Annotated in this window: 16 protein-coding genes and 5 pseudogenes; 12 read left to right on the forward strand and 9 right to left on the reverse strand. The window is 58.4% G+C overall.

The window, feature by feature from the left end; all coding sequences use genetic code 11:
* Positions 1 to 820: 820 nt before the first annotated feature.
* Positions 821 to 1,333 (forward strand): hypothetical protein, encoded by a 513-nt coding sequence (locus ACNFIC_RS16045; protein ID WP_416781404.1) that lies wholly within the window; start codon positions 821 to 823, stop codon positions 1,331 to 1,333.
* Between the two features lie 41 nt (positions 1,334 to 1,374).
* Here ACNFIC_RS16045 and ACNFIC_RS16050 read toward each other — a convergent pair whose 3' ends face one another.
* Both ACNFIC_RS16050 and ACNFIC_RS16055 read right to left on the reverse strand, forming a co-directional pair.
* Positions 1,375 to 1,767: a hypothetical protein gene (locus tag ACNFIC_RS16050; protein WP_179598195.1), complete on the reverse strand. Its 393-nt coding sequence runs from the start codon at positions 1,765 to 1,767 to the stop codon at positions 1,375 to 1,377.
* A gap of 621 nt (positions 1,768 to 2,388) precedes the next feature.
* The gene (locus ACNFIC_RS16055; RefSeq protein ID WP_416781405.1) at positions 2,389 to 4,221 is read right to left on the reverse strand and encodes an AAA family ATPase; all 1,833 of its coding nucleotides are present in this window, start codon (positions 4,219 to 4,221) and stop codon (positions 2,389 to 2,391) included.
* Positions 4,222 to 4,812: 591 nt separating this feature from the next.
* Between ACNFIC_RS16055 and ACNFIC_RS16060 the strand changes: the two are divergent.
* The 6 genes and pseudogenes from ACNFIC_RS16060 to ACNFIC_RS16085 form a co-directional block, all read left to right on the forward strand.
* A pseudogene (locus ACNFIC_RS16060) lies at positions 4,813 to 6,145 on the forward strand (tyrosine-type recombinase/integrase).
* Between the two features lie 892 nt (positions 6,146 to 7,037).
* A pseudogene (locus ACNFIC_RS16065) lies at positions 7,038 to 7,179 on the forward strand (integrase); the annotation flags it as partial.
* Between the two features lie 453 nt (positions 7,180 to 7,632).
* A complete protein-coding gene (locus ACNFIC_RS16070; protein ID WP_416781406.1) occupies positions 7,633 to 9,048 on the forward strand; it encodes an AAA family ATPase in 1,416 nt (471 codons plus the stop codon).
* A complete protein-coding gene (locus ACNFIC_RS16075; RefSeq protein WP_027615775.1) occupies positions 9,045 to 9,686 on the forward strand; it encodes a DarT ssDNA thymidine ADP-ribosyltransferase family protein in 642 nt (213 codons plus the stop codon). Before ACNFIC_RS16070 ends, ACNFIC_RS16075 begins: the two co-directional genes overlap by 4 nt.
* Complete coding sequence (locus ACNFIC_RS16080) at positions 9,683 to 11,452, forward strand: ADP-ribosylglycohydrolase family protein (protein ID WP_416781407.1); 1,770 nt, start codon at positions 9,683 to 9,685, stop codon at positions 11,450 to 11,452. The genes ACNFIC_RS16075 and ACNFIC_RS16080 overlap by 4 nt, the downstream gene beginning before the upstream one ends.
* Positions 11,453 to 11,591: 139 nt before the next feature.
* Positions 11,592 to 11,771, forward strand: a pseudogene (locus ACNFIC_RS16085) (transposase); the annotation flags it as partial.
* A gap of 249 nt (positions 11,772 to 12,020) precedes the next feature.
* Here ACNFIC_RS16085 and ACNFIC_RS16090 read toward each other — a convergent pair.
* Positions 12,021 to 13,403 carry an SIR2 family protein gene (locus tag ACNFIC_RS16090; protein WP_416781408.1) on the reverse strand — a complete coding sequence of 461 codons (1,383 nt, stop codon included), beginning with the start codon at positions 13,401 to 13,403 and terminating at the stop codon, positions 12,021 to 12,023.
* A gap of 774 nt (positions 13,404 to 14,177) precedes the next feature.
* Between ACNFIC_RS16090 and ACNFIC_RS16095 the strand changes: the two are divergent.
* Positions 14,178 to 14,298: pseudogene (locus ACNFIC_RS16095) on the forward strand (Fic family protein); the annotation flags it as partial.
* Between the two features lie 52 nt (positions 14,299 to 14,350).
* On the opposite strand, the gene ACNFIC_RS16100 reads toward ACNFIC_RS16095, so the two are convergent.
* A complete protein-coding gene (locus tag ACNFIC_RS16100) occupies positions 14,351 to 14,824 on the reverse strand; it encodes an OsmC family protein (RefSeq protein WP_416781409.1) in 474 nt (157 codons plus the stop codon).
* Positions 14,825 to 15,516: 692 nt separating this feature from the next.
* Between ACNFIC_RS16100 and ACNFIC_RS16105 the strand changes: the two genes are divergently transcribed.
* Positions 15,517 to 15,732 (forward strand): hypothetical protein, encoded by a 216-nt coding sequence (locus ACNFIC_RS16105; protein WP_138219727.1) that lies wholly within the window; start codon positions 15,517 to 15,519, stop codon positions 15,730 to 15,732.
* A gap of 47 nt (positions 15,733 to 15,779) precedes the next feature.
* Here ACNFIC_RS16105 and ACNFIC_RS16110 read toward each other — a convergent pair whose 3' ends face one another.
* The gene (locus ACNFIC_RS16110) at positions 15,780 to 17,273 is read right to left on the reverse strand and encodes a methylenetetrahydrofolate reductase C-terminal domain-containing protein (RefSeq protein WP_416781410.1); all 1,494 of its coding nucleotides are present in this window, start codon (positions 17,271 to 17,273) and stop codon (positions 15,780 to 15,782) included.
* 231 nt (positions 17,274 to 17,504) lie between these two features.
* On the opposite strand from ACNFIC_RS16110, the pseudogene ACNFIC_RS16115 reads away from it, so the two are divergent.
* Positions 17,505 to 18,548: pseudogene (locus tag ACNFIC_RS16115) on the forward strand (5-methyltetrahydropteroyltriglutamate--homocysteine S-methyltransferase); the annotation flags it as partial.
* A gap of 43 nt (positions 18,549 to 18,591) precedes the next feature.
* On the opposite strand, the gene ACNFIC_RS16120 reads toward ACNFIC_RS16115, so the two are convergent.
* Both ACNFIC_RS16120 and ACNFIC_RS16125 read right to left on the reverse strand, forming a co-directional pair.
* Positions 18,592 to 19,413 (reverse strand): amino acid ABC transporter permease, encoded by an 822-nt coding sequence (locus tag ACNFIC_RS16120; protein ID WP_416781411.1) that lies wholly within the window; start codon positions 19,411 to 19,413, stop codon positions 18,592 to 18,594.
* Positions 19,410 to 20,231, reverse strand: a complete 822-nt coding sequence (locus ACNFIC_RS16125; RefSeq protein WP_138219732.1) for an ABC transporter substrate-binding protein — start codon at positions 20,229 to 20,231, stop codon at positions 19,410 to 19,412. Before ACNFIC_RS16125 ends, ACNFIC_RS16120 begins: the two co-directional genes overlap by 4 nt.
* 118 nt (positions 20,232 to 20,349) lie before the next feature.
* Between ACNFIC_RS16125 and ACNFIC_RS16130 the strand changes: the two genes are divergently transcribed.
* Both ACNFIC_RS16130 and ACNFIC_RS16135 read left to right on the forward strand, forming a co-directional pair.
* Positions 20,350 to 21,234 carry a homocysteine S-methyltransferase family protein gene (locus ACNFIC_RS16130; protein ID WP_416781412.1) on the forward strand — a complete coding sequence of 295 codons (885 nt, stop codon included), beginning with the start codon at positions 20,350 to 20,352 and terminating at the stop codon, positions 21,232 to 21,234.
* Positions 21,235 to 21,246: 12 nt separating this feature from the next.
* A complete protein-coding gene (locus tag ACNFIC_RS16135) occupies positions 21,247 to 21,822 on the forward strand; it encodes a histidine phosphatase family protein (protein ID WP_416781413.1) in 576 nt (191 codons plus the stop codon).
* A 292-nt stretch (positions 21,823 to 22,114) separates the two neighbouring features.
* On the opposite strand, the gene ACNFIC_RS16140 is transcribed toward ACNFIC_RS16135, so the two are convergent.
* Both ACNFIC_RS16140 and ACNFIC_RS16145 read right to left on the reverse strand, forming a co-directional pair.
* Complete coding sequence (locus ACNFIC_RS16140; RefSeq protein ID WP_138219735.1) at positions 22,115 to 23,071, reverse strand: arsenic resistance protein; 957 nt, start codon at positions 23,069 to 23,071, stop codon at positions 22,115 to 22,117.
* A 100-nt stretch (positions 23,072 to 23,171) separates the two neighbouring features.
* Complete coding sequence (locus ACNFIC_RS16145; protein WP_138219736.1) at positions 23,172 to 24,350, reverse strand: acetyl-CoA C-acetyltransferase; 1,179 nt, start codon at positions 24,348 to 24,350, stop codon at positions 23,172 to 23,174.
* Between the last annotated feature and the right edge of the window lie 41 nt (positions 24,351 to 24,391).

Genomic DNA, 24,391 nt, shown 5'->3' on the forward strand with positions numbered 1-24,391 from the left:
CACCCATTTCGCAGGAGCTCTAGCGCTGCTGCATGTCCCCGGCAGAAATCTCAAGCTTCGTCCCGCCCCGGTATTAGGCCGCACCGCTTCGTCTTCGGCATGCCAGTGAGTCACATCTGGGCTGCCCGTCAATGATCCCCTCGAAACCTAGCGCTACCATCGACATGTATTCGTGCCAACTAATGGCGCCACTGCCGTACCAGTGACAGGCCGTTAGGATTCATCTTCATACCCTGTGGCACCCTGATATTTCCCTGGCGTACCTCGCGGCCTCTCAAGAAATCGTTACGGCATCCTCAAATCCCACTGGGGGAACTCAGCATTTTTTCTCGAGCGCAATGACACACCCTGAGATGGAGGTAACTTCGGCTTCAAATGAGGCTGGAGGTCGGTATGAAGCAGTTTTGGGTCACAGTTGTGTGTGCCGGCGCGGGTTTTTGGCTAGGGGCTCACCGTTTGGTTCCCCTATGGTTGATCGTCGTTCTGGCAGTGCTAGGCGCGGGGTTGTGGGGGGTGGCCAAGTGGATTGAGCGTCGAGAAACGAATGGCGAGCGCAAACAATGATGCGAGCCGATCTGCAGGAGCTTCTGGTGCTCTCTGCGATGTTTCCCTCCTGGTCGTGGAGGCAGATGGCAGCGCGTCGGGTCATTGTGGCCATGGAGGGCTCCGTCATCCGCCTGTACTGGATGCCGGCGCTTTTATGTCTGGACGAATTACGCTGCCAACTGTTTGTGCAGCAACTCAATGCTGTAGGCGTATGCCGTAGCTTTGGCGAGAGGTAAATGGAACAATGGCACATTGTCATCAAGGAGCGTGCTGGGTGAAGCAATGGAAATTGGCGTTACTGGCTATGGTATCTGTGTCTGTAGCTGGATGTTGGCAGGGCGATTATGCGTTCGAGGGAAAGTATTTCGCCGCAGAGGGTGAGGACTGCACGACGCCGTCCAGCGCCACGGACCGGGAGCAATACTTTTTGGAGATAACCAAGCAGGTACACAACGGCACTGCGCTTTACTCGGCTAAATTTCCAATCGCGGCGCGGGCAGGAGCCCCGATTGTCGCCGCTCAAAGCGTCTCGGCAACAGACGATGATGAGCTTACCTTCAACTTCACCAAGCCAGAGGTGTCGGGAACGTTTTCAGGTAGCCCGGCAGTCGATATTGTCATCACCGTCATTCCTAACAAGAGTAAGGATGGTCATCTTTGGCTCAAAAAGGCAGAGCTCACAAGCGTGAGGAATGGAAAGGTCAGCGAAGCTGATCTTCTTGCGAACCTGAGAAGAGCCGCAACTATTGGCGAGACAGGTGCCTGTTTGAGGAAAGACAGCGACTGACAATGGGCACGGTGGGCCGTGTTTATTTCAAGGGTGAGTACTCAGGGGTGCTCACCCAATAGCAGGGCACGTAGATCATTGCGGGTTATCTTCGAGTCTCCACGCATTTCCATCACTAGAGATATCAATCGATCTTGCCCTTGTTCGCTCGATGTTACGGCGCCTGACAACTCAAATGCTTTCAAAGCCTGAATGACCTTGTCTGATCCGTGGATCACTATCTTGCATTTCGCAAGCGCTGCATCAGCCAGCACCTTATGCCTATCTGGTGGATTTGCTGAGACCGAGCGCGCCACTGCCGACAAATATTCTGCATACGCTTCATTCCGTAGCGAATGCCTACGTTTGCTGCGCTCAATCAGAGTGCCAGATGCGAATGCCAAAGCAGCGGCCAGAATGGCGACCAGCAAAGGAATCCAAACGGTCCAGGCCATCGTGCCATGCTCCTAAATGATCAGCGGCTCCAACTGCCGCTCAAGACGGTCAGCTAGTGAGGCGGTTTCTGCTCGATAGCTGGCCAGGCTGTGATGGGCGGCTGTGTCGAAAGGCATCGTGCCGGCGGCCCACTCCCGAAGCCCCCTGGGCTCTGTGCCCGTAAGGTTCTGGAACTCACTGAACCAGATGCCTTGCTGATACCCATGAGAATCGAGGCAATTCTTACACCGGACGCGCTTTACGTCCGATGTGCCAGTGAGGTTGTGGTTGTTCCGACCGCAGGCAGATTTGCCACTTTCATACATATAGTGCGTAATCATGGTAAACCCTTCAGCTCGGCTTGCCAGCGTTTAGATGCACGCTCAACGCATTCCTGGATGGGATCTGGCATAGGGTGGCTCTGGCCAGGTTTGGTTTTGCGCTCATGCTTGGAACATTCCCACTTTACTTTCTCTCCTGATTCTTTGATGGCTGTAGTGGGTGGTTCGAAAGTCGCGGTTGAGGCTACCTCTCGTTTCGATTTGGTTCGAAACAGATCAGGCGCGGCCGTCCGATGTCAATCCGAAGCGTGCGGCCGCGCAGCGACTGCTGCCGGTAAGGCGCGTTGGCAGTGGTAGAGGTCAGGCGACTAGCTTGAGCAGATTCTCCAAAAGGTCCTTGAGTTCAGCGCGATCTACCCCATTCTCATGATACGTAGAGCGATCAATGATCTGCGTAGCTGTCATTAGCGGCCAGAACTTGTCAATCACATCGTCTGGCTTCATGCCAACTGCCTTGCCGATAATTTTTTTGGCGTCGCAAGTGTCTGTGAACGTAACCCTTTTTCCGCTTTGGGCATCGATCATGTCGGGGCACAAGTAGTTTTCGATTTCACGTTTACGCGTCGAGTAGAACGCTCGTCCCTGTCCCTCGACTTCCTGCTTACGTTTCAAGATGGCTGCAACCTGCTCCGGGCTACCGCCAACATCGGAGTCCAAAAACACACACCAAGGCAATCCGAGGTCGTCCGCAAGATTGAGGGTTACCCAATGCTTAACGCTACCACAGCCACCAATTAGGATCGGGACGATTCCCGCGTCTTCCAAGCTGGATGGGAGGTGTCCCCCTGCTTTGAGGGTATTTGAAGTGTGACGGAGGAAGGTGACGTCGGACTTGCCCTCCACCAAGACGACCCCTTTTGCTCGTTCCATTCCTGTCTCGGGTAGTACGCCTAGACTCTCGGCGGCTTCCGTAAGAACTTCCTTGGTTGGCATTTTTACAATGGGGACGCCTTGTTCGTCCTTGGTTACGTAACGGATGCCGTCGATGGGCATCAGGCCAGCTAACGCAGGGACGTGGGTGGTGACGATGATCTGCCTATTGGTTTGATTGGATAGCTCCAGAAGGGCCTTCATCAACATCATCTGATAGTTGGGGTGCTGTGAGGTTTCCGGCTCTTCGATTGCGTAGATCACGTTGCGTGGGCTACCAGCCACTGCATTTTTTTCGGCCTCAGCTCGGAAGAAATTCAGCAAAATGAGCCTACGTACCCCGCTGCCGCGTTTATTTATGGGAATGCCATTCTCGCCCTCAAGAGTAAAGCTGAAGCTCCACTTGGGCTTTTCTTTGAAACGGGGGGTCAATTCATTAGCCAACTCCGGAGCCATTTCTCGAAGTTTGTCGAGGGTGCGTCCAGCAACGTCCAACACACTGCTCTCGATCTGCCGCTCTAGCTCACTGATCTGCTCCTGTAGCGCTGCTTGGGCTTCCTTGACCGCCTGCTGTAGAGGGTTCTTGGCCTCGGCATCACCGTCGCTGCTCTCCCTGTCCGCCTTGAAAAGCGCGAATGTTGGCAGCAGCGCCTCGATTTTATCCCAAACAGATTTGCCTTCTGTGGACAGCCCCTTGCCTACATCAAGAAGTGTCTCTTGGCAGGCAACATCTCCGGCCGCATCGCGAATGGCTTTCCGCCATTGGGATGCCACCCGCTGATCTGCTACTCGATCAGCGATCTCAAACTGTGCGCCGAGCTTTTTCAGGTCGACCATTTTCAGACTGAGTAGGCTAGCGAGCGCTTTATCAGCCGGATGCTCACAGCGGATGGCTGTACTGTCCAGTTTACCGGTGCTCGCTTTGAACGTTTTGACCACCTCAAGGACGCCAGCCGCGTTCAACAGGTATTCCTGCGATAGCGAGGTGTGTACATTTTCATCCAGCACCAAAGCCTCAGGAAGGTCGTCAAACTCACAGGCAATCTCGAACTGAGTGTGACCCTCGGCTAGACTGAAGCAGTTCATATCACTCTTGTCGGGTTTGATGTCCGCGCTGTCGAAGAAGATGGCCAGTGCTTCTAGGATGGTCGACTTACCAAAGTCGTTTCGACCCACAATACCGGTCATAGATGAATCGATAGGAATGACGGTGGGTGTGCTATAGCCGCGAAAATGACTGAGCTTGACGGTCTTAAGGCGCATCGTGAGATCCCTGATCTGTGTATGTCTTCGTTTCCTTACCAACCGCTGTCAGTCCTCAACGGCAAAAAGTGACGTCCATTCCGCCGGAAGGAAATGTCATCAAGAGGCCTCAGGCATCGATGTGAACCCGAGGCTCCACTGATGCCTGAGGCAGTGGAACTTCGAATCACAACCTGTAGGTAGCTGCGGTGTGGTTAGTCGCTCGGGTGCGCATCGATTATAGGTAGAGGATGGCAAAGCGCCAGGGTAAGCGGGTGGCTCATAGGCATTATTTCGCCATCACAAGATCCGTGTTGGATTTGCCTGGTAAGCAGCGGTCTCGTGGGTATGAGTGCCTAATTGAGTACCTTAATGGAAATTGGAACGGTAGATAGCCTTTGTTTATTTGGCTTGTGTCGTCCGGATTCGACTCCTGTCTCCGGCACCACATCCAGCTCCACTGCATTCCGCTGAATGCTTTGGAAGCCCTCTAAACCGGCCTTCTGGCCGGTTTTTCGTTTCCACGACCCTCCGTCGGGAACCAGCAAAATCCCCAATAACCGGGGGTATTTTTGGGGTACAGCGTCTTTCCTGAATGGAGAACGTACCCCTATGCCACGCCTAGCCACTCCGCTCAGCGACCTCAAATGCCGCACGGCCAAGCCGCGTGATCGGGCCTACAAACTGTTCGACGGCGGGGGCATGTACCTGTACGTCACGCCCAGTGGCTCGAAGACTTGGCGGCTGCGGTATTTCAAACCCAACGGCAAGGAAGGCACGCTGATTATCGGCAAGTACCCCATCGTTTCGTTGGCCGTTGTGAGGACCAAGCGCGATGAGGCCAAAGCACTGTTGCTCGACAACCTTGATCCGATGGAAGAAAAGCAGAAGGCCAAGATCGCAGCCCAGCGGGCGAGCCTTCTCTTTGAAACCGTTGCCCTGGAGTGGCACGTCGAAATGTCTCGGCGTTGGACTGAGGGGCATGCCAAGACGGTGCTGAGCAGGCTGCGCACCCATGTGTTTCCACTGATTGGTCAGCGGCCTATCGCTGAACTCGACACCCATGATCGATCTCCTTGAGGTCACCCAGCGGATCAAGGATCGCGGCACCATGGATGTCGCGCTGCGTGTGCAGAACTATCTCTCCACGATCATGCGGGGTGCGAAGCGGGCGCGGCAGATCACTCAAAATCCGGCGCTCGATCTGGCCGGCTCGATTCAAGCGCCCCGTACTGTGCACCGTCCAGCACTCTCGCTGAACCGCCTTCCTGAATTGTTGAGCCGAATCGACAACTACACCGGTCGCGAGCTGACCCGGCTCGCAGTGCTACTGACGCTGCATGTGTTCGTGCGCTCCAGCGAACTGCGCTTTGCACGGTGGGATGAATTCGACCTGCAACGTACGATGTGGGAGATCCCCGATACCCGTAAGCCGATTGAAGGCGTCCGCTATTCCACACGCGGGACCAAGATGAGTGGAGACATTCAGATAGTGCCGCTGTCGCCTCAAGTGATCGAAATCCTTGAACGGCTGCGCAGCTTGAATCGCTTCTCTGAACTCGTGTTGCCCGGTGATCACAGGTACTGGAAACCCTTGTCGGAGAATACGGTTAACCAGGTGCTGCGCAATATGGGCTACGACACCACCAAGGACGTGTGCGGGCATGGTTTCAGGACCATGGCTTGTAGTGCCTTGCTCGAATCAGGGCTATGGACGGATGCGGCGATTGAGCGGCAGATGAGCCATCAGGAGCGTAACCGCGTGCGCGCTGCTTACATCCACAAGGCCCAATTTCTGGAGCAGCGTCGATTGATCATGGCGTGGTGGAGTAACTACATCGATGCCAACAGAACGGGCCACGTCACCCCGCATGAGTTTGCCCATCCGGTAGGCGACAACGTCACCGCCTTGCCAAATGGCCATGGCGCATTTAATCGCGGGTGAGTCTGCAAGATCTGCGCTGGCTGCTCTTTCACGCGGGTCCATCCAAACAGGGCTGCAAAGCCGCCCTGTTTGGATGGACCTCACTTTGAAGAGCTAAAAGCCACGACGTTGTCCGGGATTTACCACGGAATTCCACCGGTAGATAACCGCTTTTCACGCCCCCAAGGGCGCTGATTTTCTGCCCTTGACCGGGTTTATCCACAGGCGTAGAACTGGCCGTGCAAGCGCTGTCGATGACAGCACCCCAGGTGATTCGAACCTTCAAGGTCACGCCGCTCTCGCGGTGGTTCTCCCCAAGGGCGATTCGCATCCGGTAGCTCGCCCGGTCACCTTCCCGGTGATGGGTGCTCTTTAACCTCATGGCCCTCGTGCGCCAGCTACACCGTACTGCGCTGACCTGCAGCAACCTAATCGCTTGGCCGATTCTTGCGCCAACTTGCGCCCGTCTCTTTTTCCAGAAAAGAGACGGGCGCTCCTGACACTGCTGCAGCCCTGATCGCACAGGGCTTTGCGGCAATCCCCCTCGTGACAATCGGCGTGACAAACGCCGATGTCACAGCAACAGCGCTGTAGATGATGGTGCCGCAGCCCAGGGAATGGACTGCACCTGACTGACAGTCAGGCATGCCCCGGTCATCGCTGTGCTGCTTGCACCTGGCTCAGGATCTCGCGGCACTGGTCTCGTCAGCCAATGCAGCCTCCACCCGCCCACCGGTAACGGTGCTCAGGGGGCTAGATCATGAGATGCCTTGCTCCCGGACGTAAGGAGCCGCCAGTCCCGTGTTAGAGGACATCCCCACAGGTCGCAGGGGCCTTGATCCCTGATAACACTCAGCATTCTTGGCGGGATGACGTGGGGGAGGACTGGAGAGCAGAAGATGAGGTGACCGATATGGCATTGGTGGGTAGACGCGATGGCCGCAATTCCGGCTACGGCAGGCAATTGAGCTATGCAGGGCCGCAGGCACATGAAAGACATGTTTGGTGGTGGCCGTTACGGCACGGTCAAGGCGCACTGTGATCGGTGGCAGGCAGGTACGCTGCGTAATCTACCAAGATCTCTCGATCAATCTGCCGCGCATCATTGATGCCGGGCTCCGGTTCGGAGCGACACCACTTCACGAACCGCGCAAAATCGACTATCCAGCGTTAACAGGACCATGGCAGGGCTTCGCGGTGATCAGTGCGTGAAGTTGCCAAGTCCGAGCAAGGCGTAAAGCGATGACCGAGCGATGATGACTCCCGTCGGTACTGACGCCTTTTGGAGCTGCTCCAAGACTATGCCTGCGTGAGGCCGAGGTGCGAAACACGCCAATGGACGCGAGCCTGCTGAACCTCGTACAACGGAGGTGAGTTCACAGGCGCACGCACAGTTCAGGACGCTAAAACGATTAATTCCGGTAGCGATCCTCCGCAAGTGGCCGATGGCCATTTAATTGCCATCATTTGGTGCTAGCATCAGCTTTTTCCAGTGGACGGATGCCCCCATGAAAGCCTTGATCGATGTCATTCCAACTGCCGAGCAGTTGGCCCTTTTCTCGCGCGTCAGCCCTGGCGTTGAGGTCATCCGAGGCGCAGCAGGAAGCGGTAAGACGACTACTGCACTTCTCAAGCTACGTGCTTGCGTCGGCTTCTATCTGAGTCGTGCGCGCCGCCAAGTCAATCCTAAGCCTGTCAGAGTCCTTGTGCTCACATACAACCGCACGCTACGGGGCTACATCAGTGAGTTGGCGGAGCAACAACTGCCAGACACGGGAATCTCGCTGGAGATTTCCACGTTCAACAAGTGGGCACGGCGCTTGACAGAGGCTGACAGCATCCTGGATTTCGAGCAAACCGAGCGGTTGCTGCGTCAGAACCTGGCCAAGACCCGGTTGGATGTCGAATTTGGCCTGGAAGAGGCGCTGTACGTCCTGGGGCGGTTTGAGACGGATCAGTTGGACGACTACCTCACTACTCGACGAGAAGGGCGTGGTAGCACGCCTCGTATGGAGCGTCCTGCGCGCCAGATCTTGTTGGATGAGGTCATACGTCCCTATATCGATCATAAGCGCACTCGTGGACTGGTCGACTGGAACGACCTTGCCTGCACGATTGCGTCTCACGACTACGAACAATGCGATGTGGTAGTCGTTGACGAGACCCAGGACTTCTCTGCAAACGAAATCCGGGCGCTACTGCGTCAGTGCTCCCCTGAAGCATCAGTGACGTTCGTGTTGGACAGCGCGCAGCGTATCTACACACGTAACTTCAACTGGGGTGAAGTGGGTGTGACCCTGCGCTCGGAAAAGAGCCATCGCCTGGAGACAAACTATCGAAACACCCACGAGATCGCTCGCTTTGCTAGCGCGTTGCTCGATGGAGTCGCAATGGACGACAACGGCACCATGCCAAACTTCGATACCGCCCGCGGTCATGGGCCAAAGCCGATCGTCCTGATGGGTGAGTACCTGGATCAGGTCAAGGCGGCAATCGAGTTCTTAAGCGAAATCGACCTTGAACAAAACTCTGTTGCCTTCCTGCATCCCAAAGGCTGGTTCAGAGACCTCATGCCGGCGTTGCGCCGCGCTGGTTACCCCGTTGTTAGCATTGCCGGCAACTCCGAGTGGCCGCAGGGAGAAGAGAACATCGCTCTGTGCACGATCCACTCCAGCAAGGGACTGGAGTTCGACCATGTCATCATGATCGGGCTGGACGGCTCGGTGGTGGATGTAAGCGCCCCGGATGATGAAGAAGATGATGATGAAGACGGCGGCTATGAGCCATCTGCTCGCTTGCGTCGCTTGATCGCCATGGGCATCGGGCGAGCACGCGACAGCGTCATGATTGGCTTTAAACCGTCCGACGCCCCAGATATCATGCGCTTCGTGGACGATGAGCTGTATGAGGGCAGGGACGTATGAGCATCGAGCAATTTATCGAGCAGCGTGGTATCGAATCGGTTGTGCATTTCACGACTAACAGGGGTTCGTTGGGGATCTTCGCGTGCAATGCGTTGAAGTCGAGACAGCGGCTGAACGCGGATGAACAGCTCAAGCATATTTTCCAGCCCAATGCCCGGTATCGGGACAAGGATTTGGCGTGGCTTGACTATGCCAACCTGTCGATCAGCCGCATCAACATGAACTTTTTCAATACCTGCTCGGGGAGCTGGCATCGAGAAAGAGATTTTTTTTGGTGCATTTTCGATTTCGCACCGGAAATCATGCTTCATGACAATGTGCAGTTCACCACCACGAACAACATTTATACCGGTAATCTGAGGTCTCCTGGCCTGGAGGGTCTGCAGCGAGCATTTCAGCAAACGACGCATCAGTATTCGAATCACTATGCGGAACGAACTGAAGGCTTCCCTGAAAACGAGACGACTTGCAACCAGGCGGAAATTCTTTATCCGGGAGAGGTTTCAACTCGTTATTTGCAACGCATCTACGTGCGTTGTGAAGAACATTCGGATGAGCTCGCAGGACAAATGGCTGCCACCGCCCACCGAGCGGTCGAGGTCTTTGTCAGGCCCGAGCTCTTCGAGAAAATTAGGTGAAAATACATATGTCCGAATCCAGGCTGAAACGCACGGTATCCTCAGCTCTTTGGTCGGCTTACGGCGATGCATTGGGTTTTCCGACAGAGCTCGCTTCGGAGGATTTGGTCAAAAGGCGTGTGGGCCAAACCCGATCCACACGCACTGGCCAGTGGAAGCGTCTGGTTGGCGGAAAATTCGGTGCAGACGTCACCTTGCCCGCAGGGTCTTACTCTGACGATACTCAGCTTCGACTTTCAACCAGCCGGGCAATTTCCGGCCAAGGGTATTTCGATGTTGAGGCATTCGCAAAGATAGAAATGCCGGTCTGGCAAATCTACGCGCTCGGCGCAGGCCGAGGCAGCAAAGCAGCTGCCAGTTCTTTGGCGAATAGAAGCACTGCGTGGTTCAGCAACTTCTTCAAAGGGTATGAAAGTGGCGGTGGTAACGGTGCTGCAATGCGGATCCAGCCTCATGTATGGGCCGCCTGCAAGTTAGACGATAAAGCATCCTACCTTGTCGACGTCATCCGTAATTCAATCTGCACCCATGGCCATATGCGTGGGATCGCTGGTGCAGTGGTGCATGCGCTTTCTCTTGCCCATGTCCTGCAATACGGTCGCATGGCTTCGGACAGTGATTGGCTTCGCTACAGTGATGACATTCGGAGCATCCCGAAGCTCATCAAGAGTGACACTGATCTGCTCACTTTCTGGGTGCCTACCTGGGAAAAAAACAGCAAGACTACACTGGAACGCGCCGCTGATGAGGTGGCCAATGAGTGGAGTCTTTCTGTTCGCAAGGCTATGGATTGCTTCGCGCAAACCAATGAGTCGGCCACAGTTTTGTATGCAAAGATCGTAGAGGGTGATAACGGCCTCAGTAAAGAGGAGCGGGGTTCTGGGCTCAAGTCCGCACTTTTCGCTAATGTGGCTGCGTTTTTGGGCCAGCGAGCCGGATCTCAAGAGATCATGGAAGTAGTTGCCAATCTGCTGTGGAGTGATACTGACACTATTGCGAGTATGGCGGGTGCATTGATTGGTGCAGCTAAGCCTGATGCAAAGTTTATTGGTGAGATTCAAGATGAGCCGTATATCCGGATGGAAGCTAATCGTCTTTTTAACATCAGTCAAGGTGATACAGAGGGCACTTTTCCATATCCGGACACCTTATACTGGCAGGCGCCTAGAGCAGCTATTGATACATTGACCGTTGCTGATGGTCAGTATGTCCTTCAGGGGTTTGGCCCTGTTTTACCCGTCGGTCAGAGATTCAAGGGCCGGCAAAAGGGGGCCGCTTGGCAATGGTTCGCTTCGTCCTGGGGACAAAGTTTTCTGATTCGAATGCGTGCCGAGCTGGGCGTGAGTAGCCAGGATGTTGATAAAGCCGTCGAGCGTGAAAAGAACATCGCTGATCTTTTCGATTACCAATCGCAAGATCTTGAGCTCGAAGCAGAGCTGTCAGTGCCAGAATCAGAGGTTGTGTATGACACCGACACTGACACTCACGTTGCGGTGCCAACCTTCGCAGTGCAAGACGGCTACATGGGTACGCAGCAGACGGTTGCTGTTGATGTGTTGTATGAGGAAGACTTCATTCCCAGCAAAGGCATTACAGTCGATATCGATGCGCTGTCTACAGAAGCGATCAAAAGCTTTGACCCCGAGTTGATTGGTCAACACCTGCTGTTGATCGCCGAACAACCCAATGGGGTAACGCTGGCTACTGGCTACGCCTCGATTGTGGCGAAAGCGAGAGCTACCCGTCTGCGTCACAAGCGCGGATAGCGACCTGGCCTTGCGCAAACTTCTGTGAAGATTGCCTGAGGCCCTTTCTCCTCATACGGTTGGCTACGGCATAGGTGTAGTGGTCTACTAACTCCGGGCACCCATTTAGGCGATAATGCTCGCCACAGTGAGGTGTCTGATGACCAAGCAACGCCGTACCTTTGCACCTGAATTCAAGCGCGAAGCAGCCTGCCTGGTGCTTGATCAAGGCTACAGCCATCCCGAAGCGGCCTGTTCACTCGGCTTGGTCGAGTCGGCCCTGCGCCGATGGGTTAATAAGCTTCAGCAGGAGCGCGGCGGCGTCAAGCCGACCAGCAAAGGGCAAAAGGGGACTGATTTATTTATCAGGAAATAGCTCAGTCCCCATTTTTCACCCTGCCATCGTAATGGACATAATTTCGGCCCACATCGACTGGCATGAGTCACCCCATACAGCTTTGAAGTTTTTTAAATGTTGTGAATCAGGCATGCGATGGCCCTTCGAGTCCTTGTAATTGGAGATGTGCTTTCGACAAGCGTTCCAGTCTTTGCCTCAGGGTGCTTTCCCCTATCGCCTTGTTGAAAGTGTTTAATTACGATGACCTTTGGCCTCCGCCTCTTTCTGCACCTCCTGAACGTAATCTTCTCCCGTTCGGACTTTCTCCAATAGATCTTTGCATGCTTCAGAGTAACGGTGGGATTGAACTTCTGCTCCGTTCATTATCGCGCAGTGATATTTGTTGTCGAACTTCTTGAGGTCGACTCCAGCAGTTTCAGAAATCGTCCTGATTAAACGATCGCAAGCATGCCATGCCTGATATCCCATCGCCTGACCCAGAGTGGTAAGTGTATAGGGAAAATTAAGGTTGAAGGCCAGGCCATCAGCGCCGTCGGCTATGCCGTATAATTTTGCCAATTCCCCGTCAGCCTCTGTAACGTTGGCCAACACTTTATAGTCCACCTGAATAGGATTTCTGGGAATGTCGGTCCGCACGAGTTGGTAGGTACGAGCGAGCAAGGCCCTTAGTAATCTGGGGTTAACATTCTTAAGTGCTTCATTCGCGCCAAAGGCAGAGTAAACCCAACTAAAATCATTGGCGACGATGCTTTTGATGATCACACTTCGGTGATCTGAAACCGGAATAAGTCTTTCGCGACGAGGGTATTCCTCCGCGAGATCACGGTTTTCCCACTCAAGAATGTAAATGTTCGGTATGAGCTTGCCTTCCTCCGACAGAATTTCGTCGATGTCCGCAAGAATTGCTTTAATGTTGGGGTCTTCAGCCCTGTAGCCAATGAACACTAGTGGGTGTTCAGCGAAAAACGCGAGAAGCTTTGCGGACAGATATTTCTTGCGTTTTACAAATTCCTCATAGTCAGTTCGCGTTAGTACGATACTTTCGGGGTGCGAGACACAGCCATGGATTTTAAATATCTCTCCGATACTTGAATGATTGGCGTAAAGGATCCGTTGCCCCACGATAGCTTCGTAATCTGGGAAGATTCCCTCCAGCAGCTCATCGTAATTGGTAGTAATCACGGAGTGCGGCCGAATTTTCTGCAGAAGTTCGATTTCATCTTGTAGGCCGGGCTTTTCCGCTGCCAGAAGCTCTTTGAGGATCTTGGCTACGGTGTATTTGATATAGACCTGTGGCGAGGTCGTTTCTTCAAATAGTTCCTGTGGAAACTGGTCTTGGCCAGCACCCCACGCCCAATCGTTGTACCTCTCCGAGAATTCAGTGCCAATGTCCACGAAGTCGGGGTAGCGTTGCTTGTAGTAGGCGAACTGTCGTGTAATTTCTGGACAGCGCGCCGCTAGCTCCTTCAACAGTTCTTCCCAGTTAGGGCCCTTTAGGTAGCGCTTCGTGAAGCCTGACCCCACGAACAATATGGGCTGGCATGCCATATCTCCTATACAGGTTTTGATGTCCTCCGTTACATCTTCGATGTATTTCGCGTAATCCCTAGGCATCTCCCTTTCCTCTCATTGCGGTAATGGCACAATGTCATATCGCATTTCTCTGCCTGTCTTTCAAGGGGTAAGAAAGGGCTTACTAACCCATGTAGAGAGAACGGGATGCGGGTCCATAGCTATTTGGACGGAGCGCGATGGCTCTACGATGTAGGTCAATCGATGACGACCTGCGTCGTATTGAGCGGGCGCTACTCAACCGGCATGTAGTTCTCGTCGATTGGCTGAGTCGAAAGCAGCCGCTCGCGACTGGAAGCCATGCAACCGAAACTGCCTGCTGCGAAGGCTCTGTAGCGGACAGATACGGCGTTGTGAAGCTGTGTGCCGTTCCAGTGGGAGCAGTTTTACCGGCGAAGGATGCGAAGGGGTGCATGGCAGCGGCTTCGCAGGTGAGCCCGCTCCATCAGACATAGCGTCGGCCGTTATATATTGAGCAGGGCAACTGCTCTCAGCATGGAATCCCATTCCGCAGCTAAGGGGCGTATTCTGCCACTACTCATTTAGCATTAAACAGGTCGTTATAGCTCCTGGAACCCAAAAATTCCCGATTCGATTCCACGGAAAGCCATAACTAGCTGATTTGTTTATAGATACCCTATGAGGTACATCAAAAAATCCACCAAATTCCAACCCCGCGAAAACCGGGCCCTCCCGGCCAACAACCGTCTGTCTGTCTCCGCACCAAAATCAAAACCCCGCCACACCATAAACCTAGCTGTCAATCCCCTGGCTGGAATGGCAGCGCATTATGCAGCCCCACGGCAAACGTCACAAAGCTCAGTCCCCCACGACCGCAGGCTAAGACTGGAGAGTCACACGCCACCGCAGGTTTTCTTACAGATCAAGGTCGTGTCCCATACGTTGGGCCTTAGTGTCTGCACAAATCGAGGGCAATATGCAGCCATTTAGATGCCCAGGCCAATACCAACCCCAGAGCCTTGGAAGTATTAACTCCGATAGCTGACAACAGCCCGACATGTAACAGGAAAGTTAACCGAGTTGGCAATGAAACACTCATGGTGAGCATCGTCATGCAAGCGCATTGCAAGATCCCTATCCGATTGGCTACTGATGATGATTTGAGGCCTTAGCTCTGCTTCCTTGAAATGGCCTTTGCGCTCGCCATCGCCTTCGACCATTCGGCCCACCGGATAATCGATGTATTCCAGCACGCACACGTTATTGACGGCGCACAGGTGGAGATACCAGAGCTTGTGGCAGGCGGAGATCGAGGCCAGCAACATGTCTTCAGGGTTCCAGCATTCGGGTTTACCGCGAAAAGCCGGGTCGGCTGAACCAAGGATAGGCGCTTTCCCTGGCGCCTCGACGGTGAAGTCTCTCTGGTAAGCCGTATAGCCGGCAGTACCCTCACCTGTGTTGCCTGTCCAATTGATGGTGACAGCGTAATTGTGTTCTTTCATCGCCACTCCTGTGTTTAAAGATGCTCGGAAGATGGTCCGCTCTTCACGCGTTAGCACTGTGATCTTGCACGTTCAGTGTGGCTCCCAACAGTGTCTGTTGTTTGCATCGGTGCATTCGCGAGTTGTGCGCAAGCAATGAGCCAGCCAGCGAGCTTGATGCCTTGGCTCTGCCGGTCCCTCGGCAACAGGCGATGATCTCGCCCGTCTGGCTGGTCGCGTCGAGCCTGACTGGGCCGGCCATCGTGCATACCGTACTGCGCCCCCTGATACGCAAAAAGCATCGCTAATTCCGTTTTCCTACACCCCCCGTCGAATCTTCCCCCACATCCCAAGGTTGCGCTCACTGCCATGACTGGATAGATTTCCCCTCGTCGCGGCCAATTCCGCGACCGGGTTTGGCGACCCGAACGTAAAAGGCGCATCGGCGCCCCGACCACGATTGCAGGCGCTTTTTTTGTGCCCGCAGTTTCGTGTAATGGCGGCTGTGTGTGGGAGACCTTCGGGTCTGCCGGGTTCCTTTTCCTCGGTTCGCCAACCTGCGCACAGCTGCCACCCTATTCGTTTGGCGACGATGGGTGTGGTGCTTCAATCGAAAAGGACCTCATGCATGCTTATCGTAAATCTGTACAGGATCCCCGCATCCGCTCCCCTCCTGCCATCCCTTGCCGTCCACGCAAGCCAGGAGGCCAACCATGACTGACCTCGAACGCCTGTCCCTCATCCAAAACCAAGTCCGCACCCTTGAGCTACTAGGCGAAGCCCTGGTCCAGCACGACGAGTTCCTGGAGTGCGAACACAACCCGCAACTGAGCTTTCGCAACACCGCTGGCATCCATCAGGCGATCCGCATCATCAGCCGTTTGGCCAGTGAACAGGTAGGCAAGCTGGAGGGGATGCAGGGCAACTGAGCGCGATGCCGCGAGGGCCGTATGGCGGCGGCCCCTCGCTGTGCGGCTCAGCCGGACACTTCAGGCGGCGCGCTGCACGCCTTGTGCGCCGGGTGCTCGTGGACGGTCGGTGGTGTAAACCATACCGGCCACGAACTGCGCTGGCGGTTCTCCACCTGCACGCACGGGATCAAGCGTTCGGCCAGCACGTCGGTGCGGCCTACACCGACTGCCAGCCGGTACTTGGCACTGTGCACGCATTCGCGGTCGCCGAACTCGCAGCGGTCCAGCCGCGTGCCGCCGCACGGGCCGTTGGCCAGGCCCTTGGGGCAGGTTTCCGGGCAGATGTAGAGCGTGTCTTCCAGGCGGCAACTGCCGCAGGTGTCGCAGCCAACCAGCGGGCGTTTGATCCGGCGCTCGAGCGTGTGCAGCCAACTGGCTGCGGCGGGGCCGCGCCACAGGGGGCGGGTCACTGCCCAGCCGAACGCTTTGCTCAGCGTCGTGGTGCGGCTGAACAGTTGATGGTGCAGGGCCGAGAGCAGGTGGTAGCGGGCTTTTTCCCGGCGCGAGGCGTCGATCTGCCGCTGCCCCAGTCGCCACGCATGGCCCGGTGGGTGGAAGGTCACGGGGGCGAGGTTGGGCGCCTGCCAGGCGGCTTGCCACGCTGCTGCCCACTGGTCGAGTTGGCGCAAGTTTGGTTGCAGCTCGCTGATGGCCTGCTCCAGCGCCTCGAACTGCTCGATCTCATGGATGCCCGACAGGTGCACCCCGGCGTAACCCATCAGGCGCAGGCCGATCACTTGCAGCGCCAGGCGCTGGTTGGCGCGTTGTTTGGCGTAGGCCTTCGACACGCTGCTTTCGGCCTTGAGCAGTGCGTGCATCGAGGGCGTGACGGTGACCCCGGCGACGTGGTCGAGCATCGCCGCGCGGCCTTCGGTCAGCGCCATGATGCAGGCGATCAGCGGTTTCGGCTGGGCCTGGCGGCGCATCCAGTCCAGCGCTTCCTGATGCTTGTGCATGTCGAAACCCAGTTGCAGGATCAGCAGGTCGGCGCCGGCGCTGAGTTTCTTTTCGGCCTTGAGGTACTGCGCGCCGCCTTCGGCTTCCTGGTACTTGAACGGGTTCAGCGCGGCGGCCAGCAACCAGTGCGGGCGGGCCTGGCGCACGATCTGCAACGCGGCCACCGATTCGAGGTAGCGCACCGGGCGCTCACCGGGGGTGTGGCCGGGCAGGCGGTCGCCGGTGAGCAGCAGCAACTGGTCCAGCCCGGCGGCGTCCATGCGTTGCAACTGGGCCAGCAGGTCGCGGCGCTCGCGGTCCTTGCCAGAAAAGTGCAGCAGGGCCGGCCGCGGCGTGGACAGGCTGGTGTAGGCGTCCAGCGGCGACAGGTCCAGGGCACTGCCGACCCGGTCGCCAATGGCCACGGTCAGCGGCCAGTCGCCCAGCCGGGTGCGATCCATGAGCGTTTCGAGCGTGGCGAAGCGCGCGGCGGAGGGCTTGGGGACGAACTCCAGGATGCAGGCAAAGGTCCCCTCGTCGAGGGCCTGTTTCAGCAGACTCATGGTCGGGCTACCGGGTTGGGGCAGGGTGGCAGTGTGGCGCGCGTCAGGGGTGTTGCGCATGTCTGATTGCGCGGGGGATTGTGCTGGATAAGACATGGGGCATCACGCCAGGCATTGGCTGGGCACCATCATGAACAAACCTTGAGTTCATCTCAAATTTAATGAGTTTGTCTCACGCAAGGCTACCCCACAAAATGCCCTCATTCATTTTCAGGATCGAGGAATCACCCCATGGCACTGGCACACAACCTGGGCGCGTCGCTTATCGGCCATGAGCATCAGCTCAAGCAAGCCCAGCAGGCGTTCTGCAACGGCGAGTTGGACGAAGCCGGGCTGCGTGCCGTTGGCCGTGCCTTGCGCGCCGCGCACTGGCAGACGCAGCAGGCTGCCGGTATCGAGCTGCTGGCGGTCGGCGACTTCGCCTGGAGCGACCCGCTGCTGAGCCACTCGCTGACCCTCGGCGTGATCCCTGAGCACCTGCGCGGCCTCGACGGCGCCAAGCCAACCCTCCACACGCTGTTCGCCCTGGCCGACAGCTTGAGCGAGGAAACGGCGCCGTGGTTCGACACCCCTCACCGCTACCGGGTGCCTGAGTTCAGCGCCGACCAGTCGTTCAGCTTGAGCTGGGAGCAGTTGTTCGAAGAGGTCGACGAAGCCCAGGCCCTGGGCCACGCGGTCAAGCCGGTGCTGATCGGCCCGCTGACCTACCTGTGGCTGGGCAAGGCCAAGGTCGATGGGTTCGACAAGCTCGACCTGCTCGAGCGCCTGTTGCCGCTCTACGACCAGATCCTCAATCGCCTGGCCAGCCAGGGCGTGGAGTGGGTGCAGATCGACGAGCCGATTCTTGCCCTGGAGCTGCCGCAGGCCTGGAAGAATGCTTACGAGCGGGCCTACAACATCCTCCAGCGTGCGCCGCTGAAAAAGCTGGTGGCCACCTACTTCGGCGGCCTCGACGCCAACCTGGGCCTGGCCGCCAACCTGCCGGTCGATGGCCTGCACATCGACCTGGTCCGCGCCCCGGCGCAGTACCCGACCATTCTTGATCGCCTGCCGGCCTACAAGGTGCTGTCGCTGGGCGTGGTCAACGCCAGTGCTGTGCAGCGCGGCGACCTGGAAGCAAACCTGAACATCCTGCGCCACGCCCATGAGCGCCTGGGCGAGCGCCTGTGGGTGGCGCCTGCGAGCCCGGTCGATGAGGCCTTTACGGAGCAGACTTGCCAGGAAGTGGTGTTGCTGGCCGAGGCACTGAAGCAGGCTGAAATCGTGCAGGAATTGCGCATGGCGGTGTGAGAGTTTGGGGCCGCTGTGCGGCCCTAGATCACCGCTGATAAGCCTTACCAAAATGCCGCTCAAGCCGTGCCTGTACCAACTCCAGCAGAATCGACAGTACCCAGTAGATCACCGCCGCCGTGGTCAGCATCTCCAGGTAGCGATAGCTGGAGCGCCCATAGGACTGGGCCAGGAACATCACTTCCCACACCCCCATCACCGAGATCAGCGACGAGTCTTTGAGCATCGAGATGAACTGGTTGGCGGTCGGCGGGATGATCACGCGCATCGCCTGGGGCAGGGTGATGCTCCAGAAGATCTGCGCAGGCCGCATGCCCAGCGCCAGGGCGGCCTCGCGCTGACCCCGGGCGACGCCCAGAATGCCGGCGCGGAAAATCTCGCTCAGGTACGCACCGTAGTTCAGCGACAGCGCGATGATCCCGGCGCTGATCGCCCCCGGCACCAGCCCCAGTTGCGGCAGGCCCAGGTAAATCAGCAGGATCTGGATCAGCAGCGGTGTGCCGCGAAAGAACGACGTATAGAAGCTGGCGATGCCCACCAGCACCGCGCTGCCCGACAGCCGCGCCAGGGCGGCGGCAAAGCCGAACGCCACCGACACCACCATCGAGCACAGGCACAGGAACAAGGTCAGCGCCGCGCCTTGCAAGAAGCCATTCGGGCCTAGCTTGAAGCCGGCCAGGTTGGGGAACTTCTCCAGGATGATGGCGAACTTCAGGTCAAAGCTCAGGAAGAACGCCACGAACAGCGTGAACATCACCAACCAGGTCAGGTACAGCCGGGTACGAAAGCCTAACAGCCGCGCGCCCGCCGTTGCGGCGGCGGGTTTGTGCGAAGGAGGGAAAGCACTCATTTGCTGATGTCGGCGCCGATCCATTTTTGCGACAGCTTCGCCAGCGTGCCGTCAGCCTTGAGTTCGGCGAACACCTGGCGCACCTTGGCATCCCATTCGGGGTCGCCTTTTTCGATGGCCACCGAGTTAGGCTCTTCGTACAGCGGCGCGCCTACCAGCTTGAAGCGTTTGTCCTGGTCCAGGCGTGGCTGGGCGGTCACCAGGTTGGTGAGGATGGCGTCCAGGCGCTTGCCAGCGCCTAGCCCCAGGTCCTGGAAGGCGACGTTGTCGGTGTCGTACGGGGCGATTTGCACGAAGTCGAACGGGTAGTCGATGCGCGTGTCTTCGGCACCTTCGATCACCAGGTTCTTGTTCAGGTAGCTTTCGTAGCTGGAGGCGGCTGTCAGGCCGACTTTGCGCCCGTCCAGGTCCTTGGCCGAATGGATGCGGTCGTCGGCGGCGTTGACCACGATCACCGCAGGCGAGGCGTAATATTCCACCGGGAAGTCGAACACCTCGGCGCGGGCCTTGCTCGGGGTCATCGAGCAGATGCAGATGTCGTAGCGCCCGCTCCAGCGGCCGGCGGCGATCACATCCCACGAGGGGGTTTCCAGGCGCAGCTTGACGCCGAGTTTTTCCGCGACGGCCTTGGCCACGTCGACGTCGAAGCCGTCGAGCTGGTTCTGCGCGTTGAGGAACGAGAACGGCGGATAGCTTTCCATCAGCACGTTGACCAGCTCCTTGCGCGATTCGACGCGCTCCAGGGTGGCACCGGCAAACGCCTGAGTGGCAGTGGCGAGAACAACCAGACCCGCGCCCAGCAAGGAGGGTAAACGCATTTAAATACCTGAAAAGTTGGCCAACGTAGAATAAGAGTATTTAATAGTTATAACTGTTTTGCAGATAGTAAATATTAGTTATAAGTCCCTTCAGAGTGGTTATATGGAAAAGCAAGCGATGGTAATTCTAGACGGCGGCATGGGGCGCGAGCTGCAACGCAGCGGTGCGCCTTTCCGCCAGCCCGAGTGGTCGGCGCTTGCCCTGAGCGAGGCGCCTGAGGCGGTGGTGGGCGTGCATTCGGCGTTTATCGCAGCCGGTGCCGAGGTCATTACCAGCAACAGTTACGCAGTGGTGCCGTTTCACATTGGCGAAGAGCGCTTTGCCCGCGAAGGGCGGCAACTGGCGGATGTGGCTGGCAAGCTGGCGCGTAAAGCCGCCGATGCTGCCGCGCAGCCGGTACGGGTTGCCGGGTCGTTGCCGCCGCTGTTCGGCTCGTATCGCCCCGATCTATTCGAGCCGGAGCGGGTCACCGAGGTTGTGACGCCGCTGGTGCAGGGCCTGGCGCCAAGCGTCGACCTGTGGCTGGCCGAGACGCAAAGTTCGATTGCCGAGGTGCGTGCGATTCACGCCCATCTGCCGGCGGACGGTAAGCCGTTCTGGGTCTCGTTCACCCTGCAAGACGAAGAAGTCGATGCCACGCCGCGCCTGCGCTCCGGTGAGCCGGTGGCCGAGGCCATCGCTGCGGTGGTCGAGCTGGGTGTTGATGCCGTGCTGTTCAACTGTAGCCAACCGGAGGTGATCGGTGGCGCGGTAGAGGTTGCCCGCGCGGTGATCGAACAGCACTCGGCCGATATCGCCATTGGCGCCTACGCCAACGCTTTCCCGCCGCAGCCCAAGGAAGCCACCGCCAACGATGGCTTGGATGCCCTGCGCGAAGACCTCGACCCACCGGGCTACCTGGCGTGGGCGCGTGACTGGCAGCAGCGTGGTGCGAGTTTGGTTGGCGGTTGCTGCGGCATTGGCCCGGAGCACATCGCCGAACTCAAGCGGCATCTGGGCTAAGCCGCCGCGACCGTGAAAGCGATCCAGCTGACGCTCGTCTGCCATGGCATGACCGAGGCGCAGCGGCTTGGGCGTTTTGCCCTCGACGCTGAGCCGTTGCACGAAGCGGTCATGCCGTTGCCTGGGTTATCCACCAGGGCGCAGGGGCTGTGTGCCCCGGAGCTGCGCACCCAGGCCACGGCCCAGGGCTTGCAGCTCCAGGCGAGTGTCGATGAGCGGCTGCGTGATTGTGACCTGGGGCGTTGGCGAGGGCTGGCGCTCAAGCAGTTGCCGCAGGCGGCGTTGCAGGCCTGGATGAGCGACCCGCATGCCGCGCCCCATGGTGGAGAGTCCGTGGCGGCATTGTGCGTGCGGGTTGCGCATTGGATGGACAGCGCGTTGGCGCCGGGTGAGTGGATTGCGGTGACCCACCCGATGGTCATGCGCGCCGCCATGCTGCATGCCCTCGGCGCAGCGCTGGAGAGCTTTCATCGCATTGATGTCAGGCCGCTGGCGCAGGTGCGTTTCAGCCATTACGGCCAGTGGCGCGTGCAACTCTGCGCCACTGAACCCGCCGAGCAAAGCCCAAATCCAACACCACCCCTGTAGGAGATCACCCAGCCCTTTGGGCTGCGCTGTCGCGCAGAGAACTGATTTCGCAAGCGCTCCGCGTACCCTGTGGGAGCGGCGGTTCGGCGCCCCGACTTGCCCGCGAAGCAGGCGACTCGGTGTATGGCACCGGCTTTGCCGGTGTTCGCGGTGGTCCGGCACTCCGGCAAGCTCGCTCCAACAAATTCCTTCTAAATCAACAAGTTATGTGTAGCTCTATGAGGGCGGGCTTGTCCCGCAAACACCGCGTCGCCTGCTTATGCACCACGCCCCCCCCCAGAGAGCGCAGCGCCTAGCGCCGAATCAACCTCGGCACCGCGCGGATGTAGACCAGCTCGCTCACCAACTCCACCAGCGTCTGGGTAATGACCGCCGCCGCCGCCAGCGCGCGAACCGACTCCGGCAGCGCCAAGGCCAATGGCAGCACCACCAGCGAATTACGCGTGGCAGCGCTGAAGGTCACGGCCCGCGCCTCGCCTGTGGATAACCCGAATAGCCGCGCCGCCAGTAGCCCGAGCCATGGTGCCAGCAACGCGAAGCCCACATACACCGGCAACACCGGCAGCAACGCGTCCAGGCGGCTGGCGACCACGCCGATCTGTGAACCGATCACCAGCATCAGCACCAGCGCCATGGCCGGCACCGGCAGCCAGGCCCAGGCATCGTTCCACCGCGCTACCCATGTCGAGCGCCGTGCCCCGGCGCTGCTGGCGACGGCCAACAGCAGCGGCAGCACGATCAGCAGCACGAAGGCTTCCACGAACGGCGCCACCGAGAGCTCGACCTGGCCAGCGTCACCGAGCATCCATGCCAGGTACAGCGGCAGCAGGGCCAGTTGCATAAGCAGTAACACCGGGGTCGCCGCCAGGGTCAGGTGCGATGCGCCTTTGCCGATATGGGTGAACACCACCACGTAGTCGATGCACGGCGTCAGCAGCACCAGCAGCGCGCCCAGCAGGATCGCCGGGTGCTCCACCAAGACGCGGGTGCCTGCCCAGACCAGCACGGGCACCAGCACGAAGTTGGCCAGCAGCAACGCGCCCATGAAGCGCCGGTTGCCCAGCCCTGCGCGCAGGTCGAGGAAGGGGATCTGCAAGAACATCGCGTACATCAGTACCGCGATTGCCGGTGTCACCAGCCGCTCCAGTGGTTGTGCCACCGCTGGGGCTAGCAGGCCGACGGCGGCGGCCAGGGCCACGGCGGCGAAGTACACGGGGATCTGCTGGTGTTCGAGTTGCGTTCTGTCCACGGCAAGGCCTGATAGTGCAGCTGGCAAGGCCGGGCAGGGTACTACCTTGGACGTTTCACTGCATCGGCCCTGTCGTTGGCGCACGACAGGGCCGCAGTGGTCAGCGCTCGATTGCCAACGCCACTCCTTGACCGCCACCGATGCACAGCGTCGCCAGGCCTTTTTTCGCGTCACGCTGAATCATCTCGTGCAGCAAGGTCACCAGTACCCGGCAGCCCGACGCGCCAATCGGATGCCCCAGGGCAATCGCGCCGCCGTTGACGTTGACCTTGCTCGGATCCCATTGCAGTGCCTTGCCCACGGCCAGGGCCTGGGCGGCGAAGGCTTCGTTGGCTTCGATCAGGTCCAGCTCGTCGAGTTGCCAGCCCGCCTTGGCCAGGCAACGCTGGGTCGCCGAGACCGGGCCGATGCCCATGATCGCCGGGTCCACCCCGGCGCTGGCGTAGGCGGCGATCTTCGCCAGTACCGGCAGGCCCAGGGCCTTGGCCTTGCTGGCGCTCATCAGCAGCACGGCGGCGGCGCCATCGTTGAGGCTGGAAGCGTTGCCAGCGGTGACGCTGCCGTCTTGCTTGAAGGCGGCGCGCAGCTTGCCGAGGGACTCTGTGGTGGTGCCGGGGCGTGGCTGTTCGTCGGTGTCGAACACCAGCGTCTGGCCTTTTTTCTGCGCAATGTGAATCGGGGTGATCTCGGCTTTGAATCGCCCGCCCTCGATGGCCGCCAGCGCCTTGCGTTGCGACTCGGCGGCGAAGGCGTCCTGCTGCTCGCGGGTGAGCTGGTACTGGTCTACCAGGTTTTCGGCGGTGATGCCCATGTGGTAGTCGTTGAACGCGTCCCACAGGCCATCGCTGATCATGCTGTCGACCAACTGGCCGTGGCCCATGCGCTGGCCGCTGCGCGCCGAGGGCATCACGTAGGGGGCCAGGCTCATGTTCTCCTGGCCGCCAGCAATCACCACCTCGGCGTCACCGCAGCGAATCGCCTGGGCCGCCAGGTGCAGGGCCTTGAGGCCCGAACCGCAAACCTTGTTCAGGGTCAGTGCGGGTACTGCGAACGGCAGGCCAGCCTTCACGGCGGCCTGGCGCGCGGGGTTCTGGCCGGCACCGGCGGTCAGCACCTGGCCGAGGATCACCTCGTCAACCTGGGCGGGGTCCAGTTGGGTCTGGGCCAGCAGTTGGCGTATGACCGCAGCGCCCAGGTCTACCGCCGACACGTTGGCCAGGGCCCCTTGAAAGCTGCCGATGGCGGTGCGGGTGGCGGCGACGATGACGACTTCGTGCATGGTTGTTCTCCGGGATACGAGCGTGATCGGCACAGCATCGC

This window comes from Pseudomonas sp. NY15463 (assembly GCF_048068415.1).
Lineage (GTDB): Bacteria > Pseudomonadota > Gammaproteobacteria > Pseudomonadales > Pseudomonadaceae > Aquipseudomonas > Aquipseudomonas mosselii_C.

Coding starts and splice junctions, on each gene's coding strand:
- ACNFIC_RS16105 (WP_138219727.1), top strand. CDS start 15,517: ATGACTGACCTCGAACGCCTGTCCCTCATCCAAAACCAAGTCCGCACC.
- ACNFIC_RS16130 (WP_416781412.1), top strand. CDS start 20,350: ATGGTAATTCTAGACGGCGGCATGGGGCGCGAGCTGCAACGCAGCGGT.
- ACNFIC_RS16075 (WP_027615775.1), top strand. CDS start 9,045: ATGAGCATCGAGCAATTTATCGAGCAGCGTGGTATCGAATCGGTTGTG.
- ACNFIC_RS16055 (WP_416781405.1), bottom strand. CDS start 4,221: ATGCGCCTTAAGACCGTCAAGCTCAGTCATTTTCGCGGCTATAGCACA.
- ACNFIC_RS16070 (WP_416781406.1), top strand. CDS start 7,633: ATGAAAGCCTTGATCGATGTCATTCCAACTGCCGAGCAGTTGGCCCTT.
- ACNFIC_RS16100 (WP_416781409.1), bottom strand. CDS start 14,824: ATGAAAGAACACAATTACGCTGTCACCATCAATTGGACAGGCAACACA.
- ACNFIC_RS16125 (WP_138219732.1), bottom strand. CDS start 20,231: ATGCGTTTACCCTCCTTGCTGGGCGCGGGTCTGGTTGTTCTCGCCACT.
- ACNFIC_RS16050 (WP_179598195.1), bottom strand. CDS start 1,767: ATGGCCTGGACCGTTTGGATTCCTTTGCTGGTCGCCATTCTGGCCGCT.
- ACNFIC_RS16110 (WP_416781410.1), bottom strand. CDS start 17,273: ATGAGTCTGCTGAAACAGGCCCTCGACGAGGGGACCTTTGCCTGCATC.
- ACNFIC_RS16145 (WP_138219736.1), bottom strand. CDS start 24,350: ATGCACGAAGTCGTCATCGTCGCCGCCACCCGCACCGCCATCGGCAGC.
- ACNFIC_RS16120 (WP_416781411.1), bottom strand. CDS start 19,413: ATGAGTGCTTTCCCTCCTTCGCACAAACCCGCCGCCGCAACGGCGGGC.
- ACNFIC_RS16090 (WP_416781408.1), bottom strand. CDS start 13,403: ATGCCTAGGGATTACGCGAAATACATCGAAGATGTAACGGAGGACATC.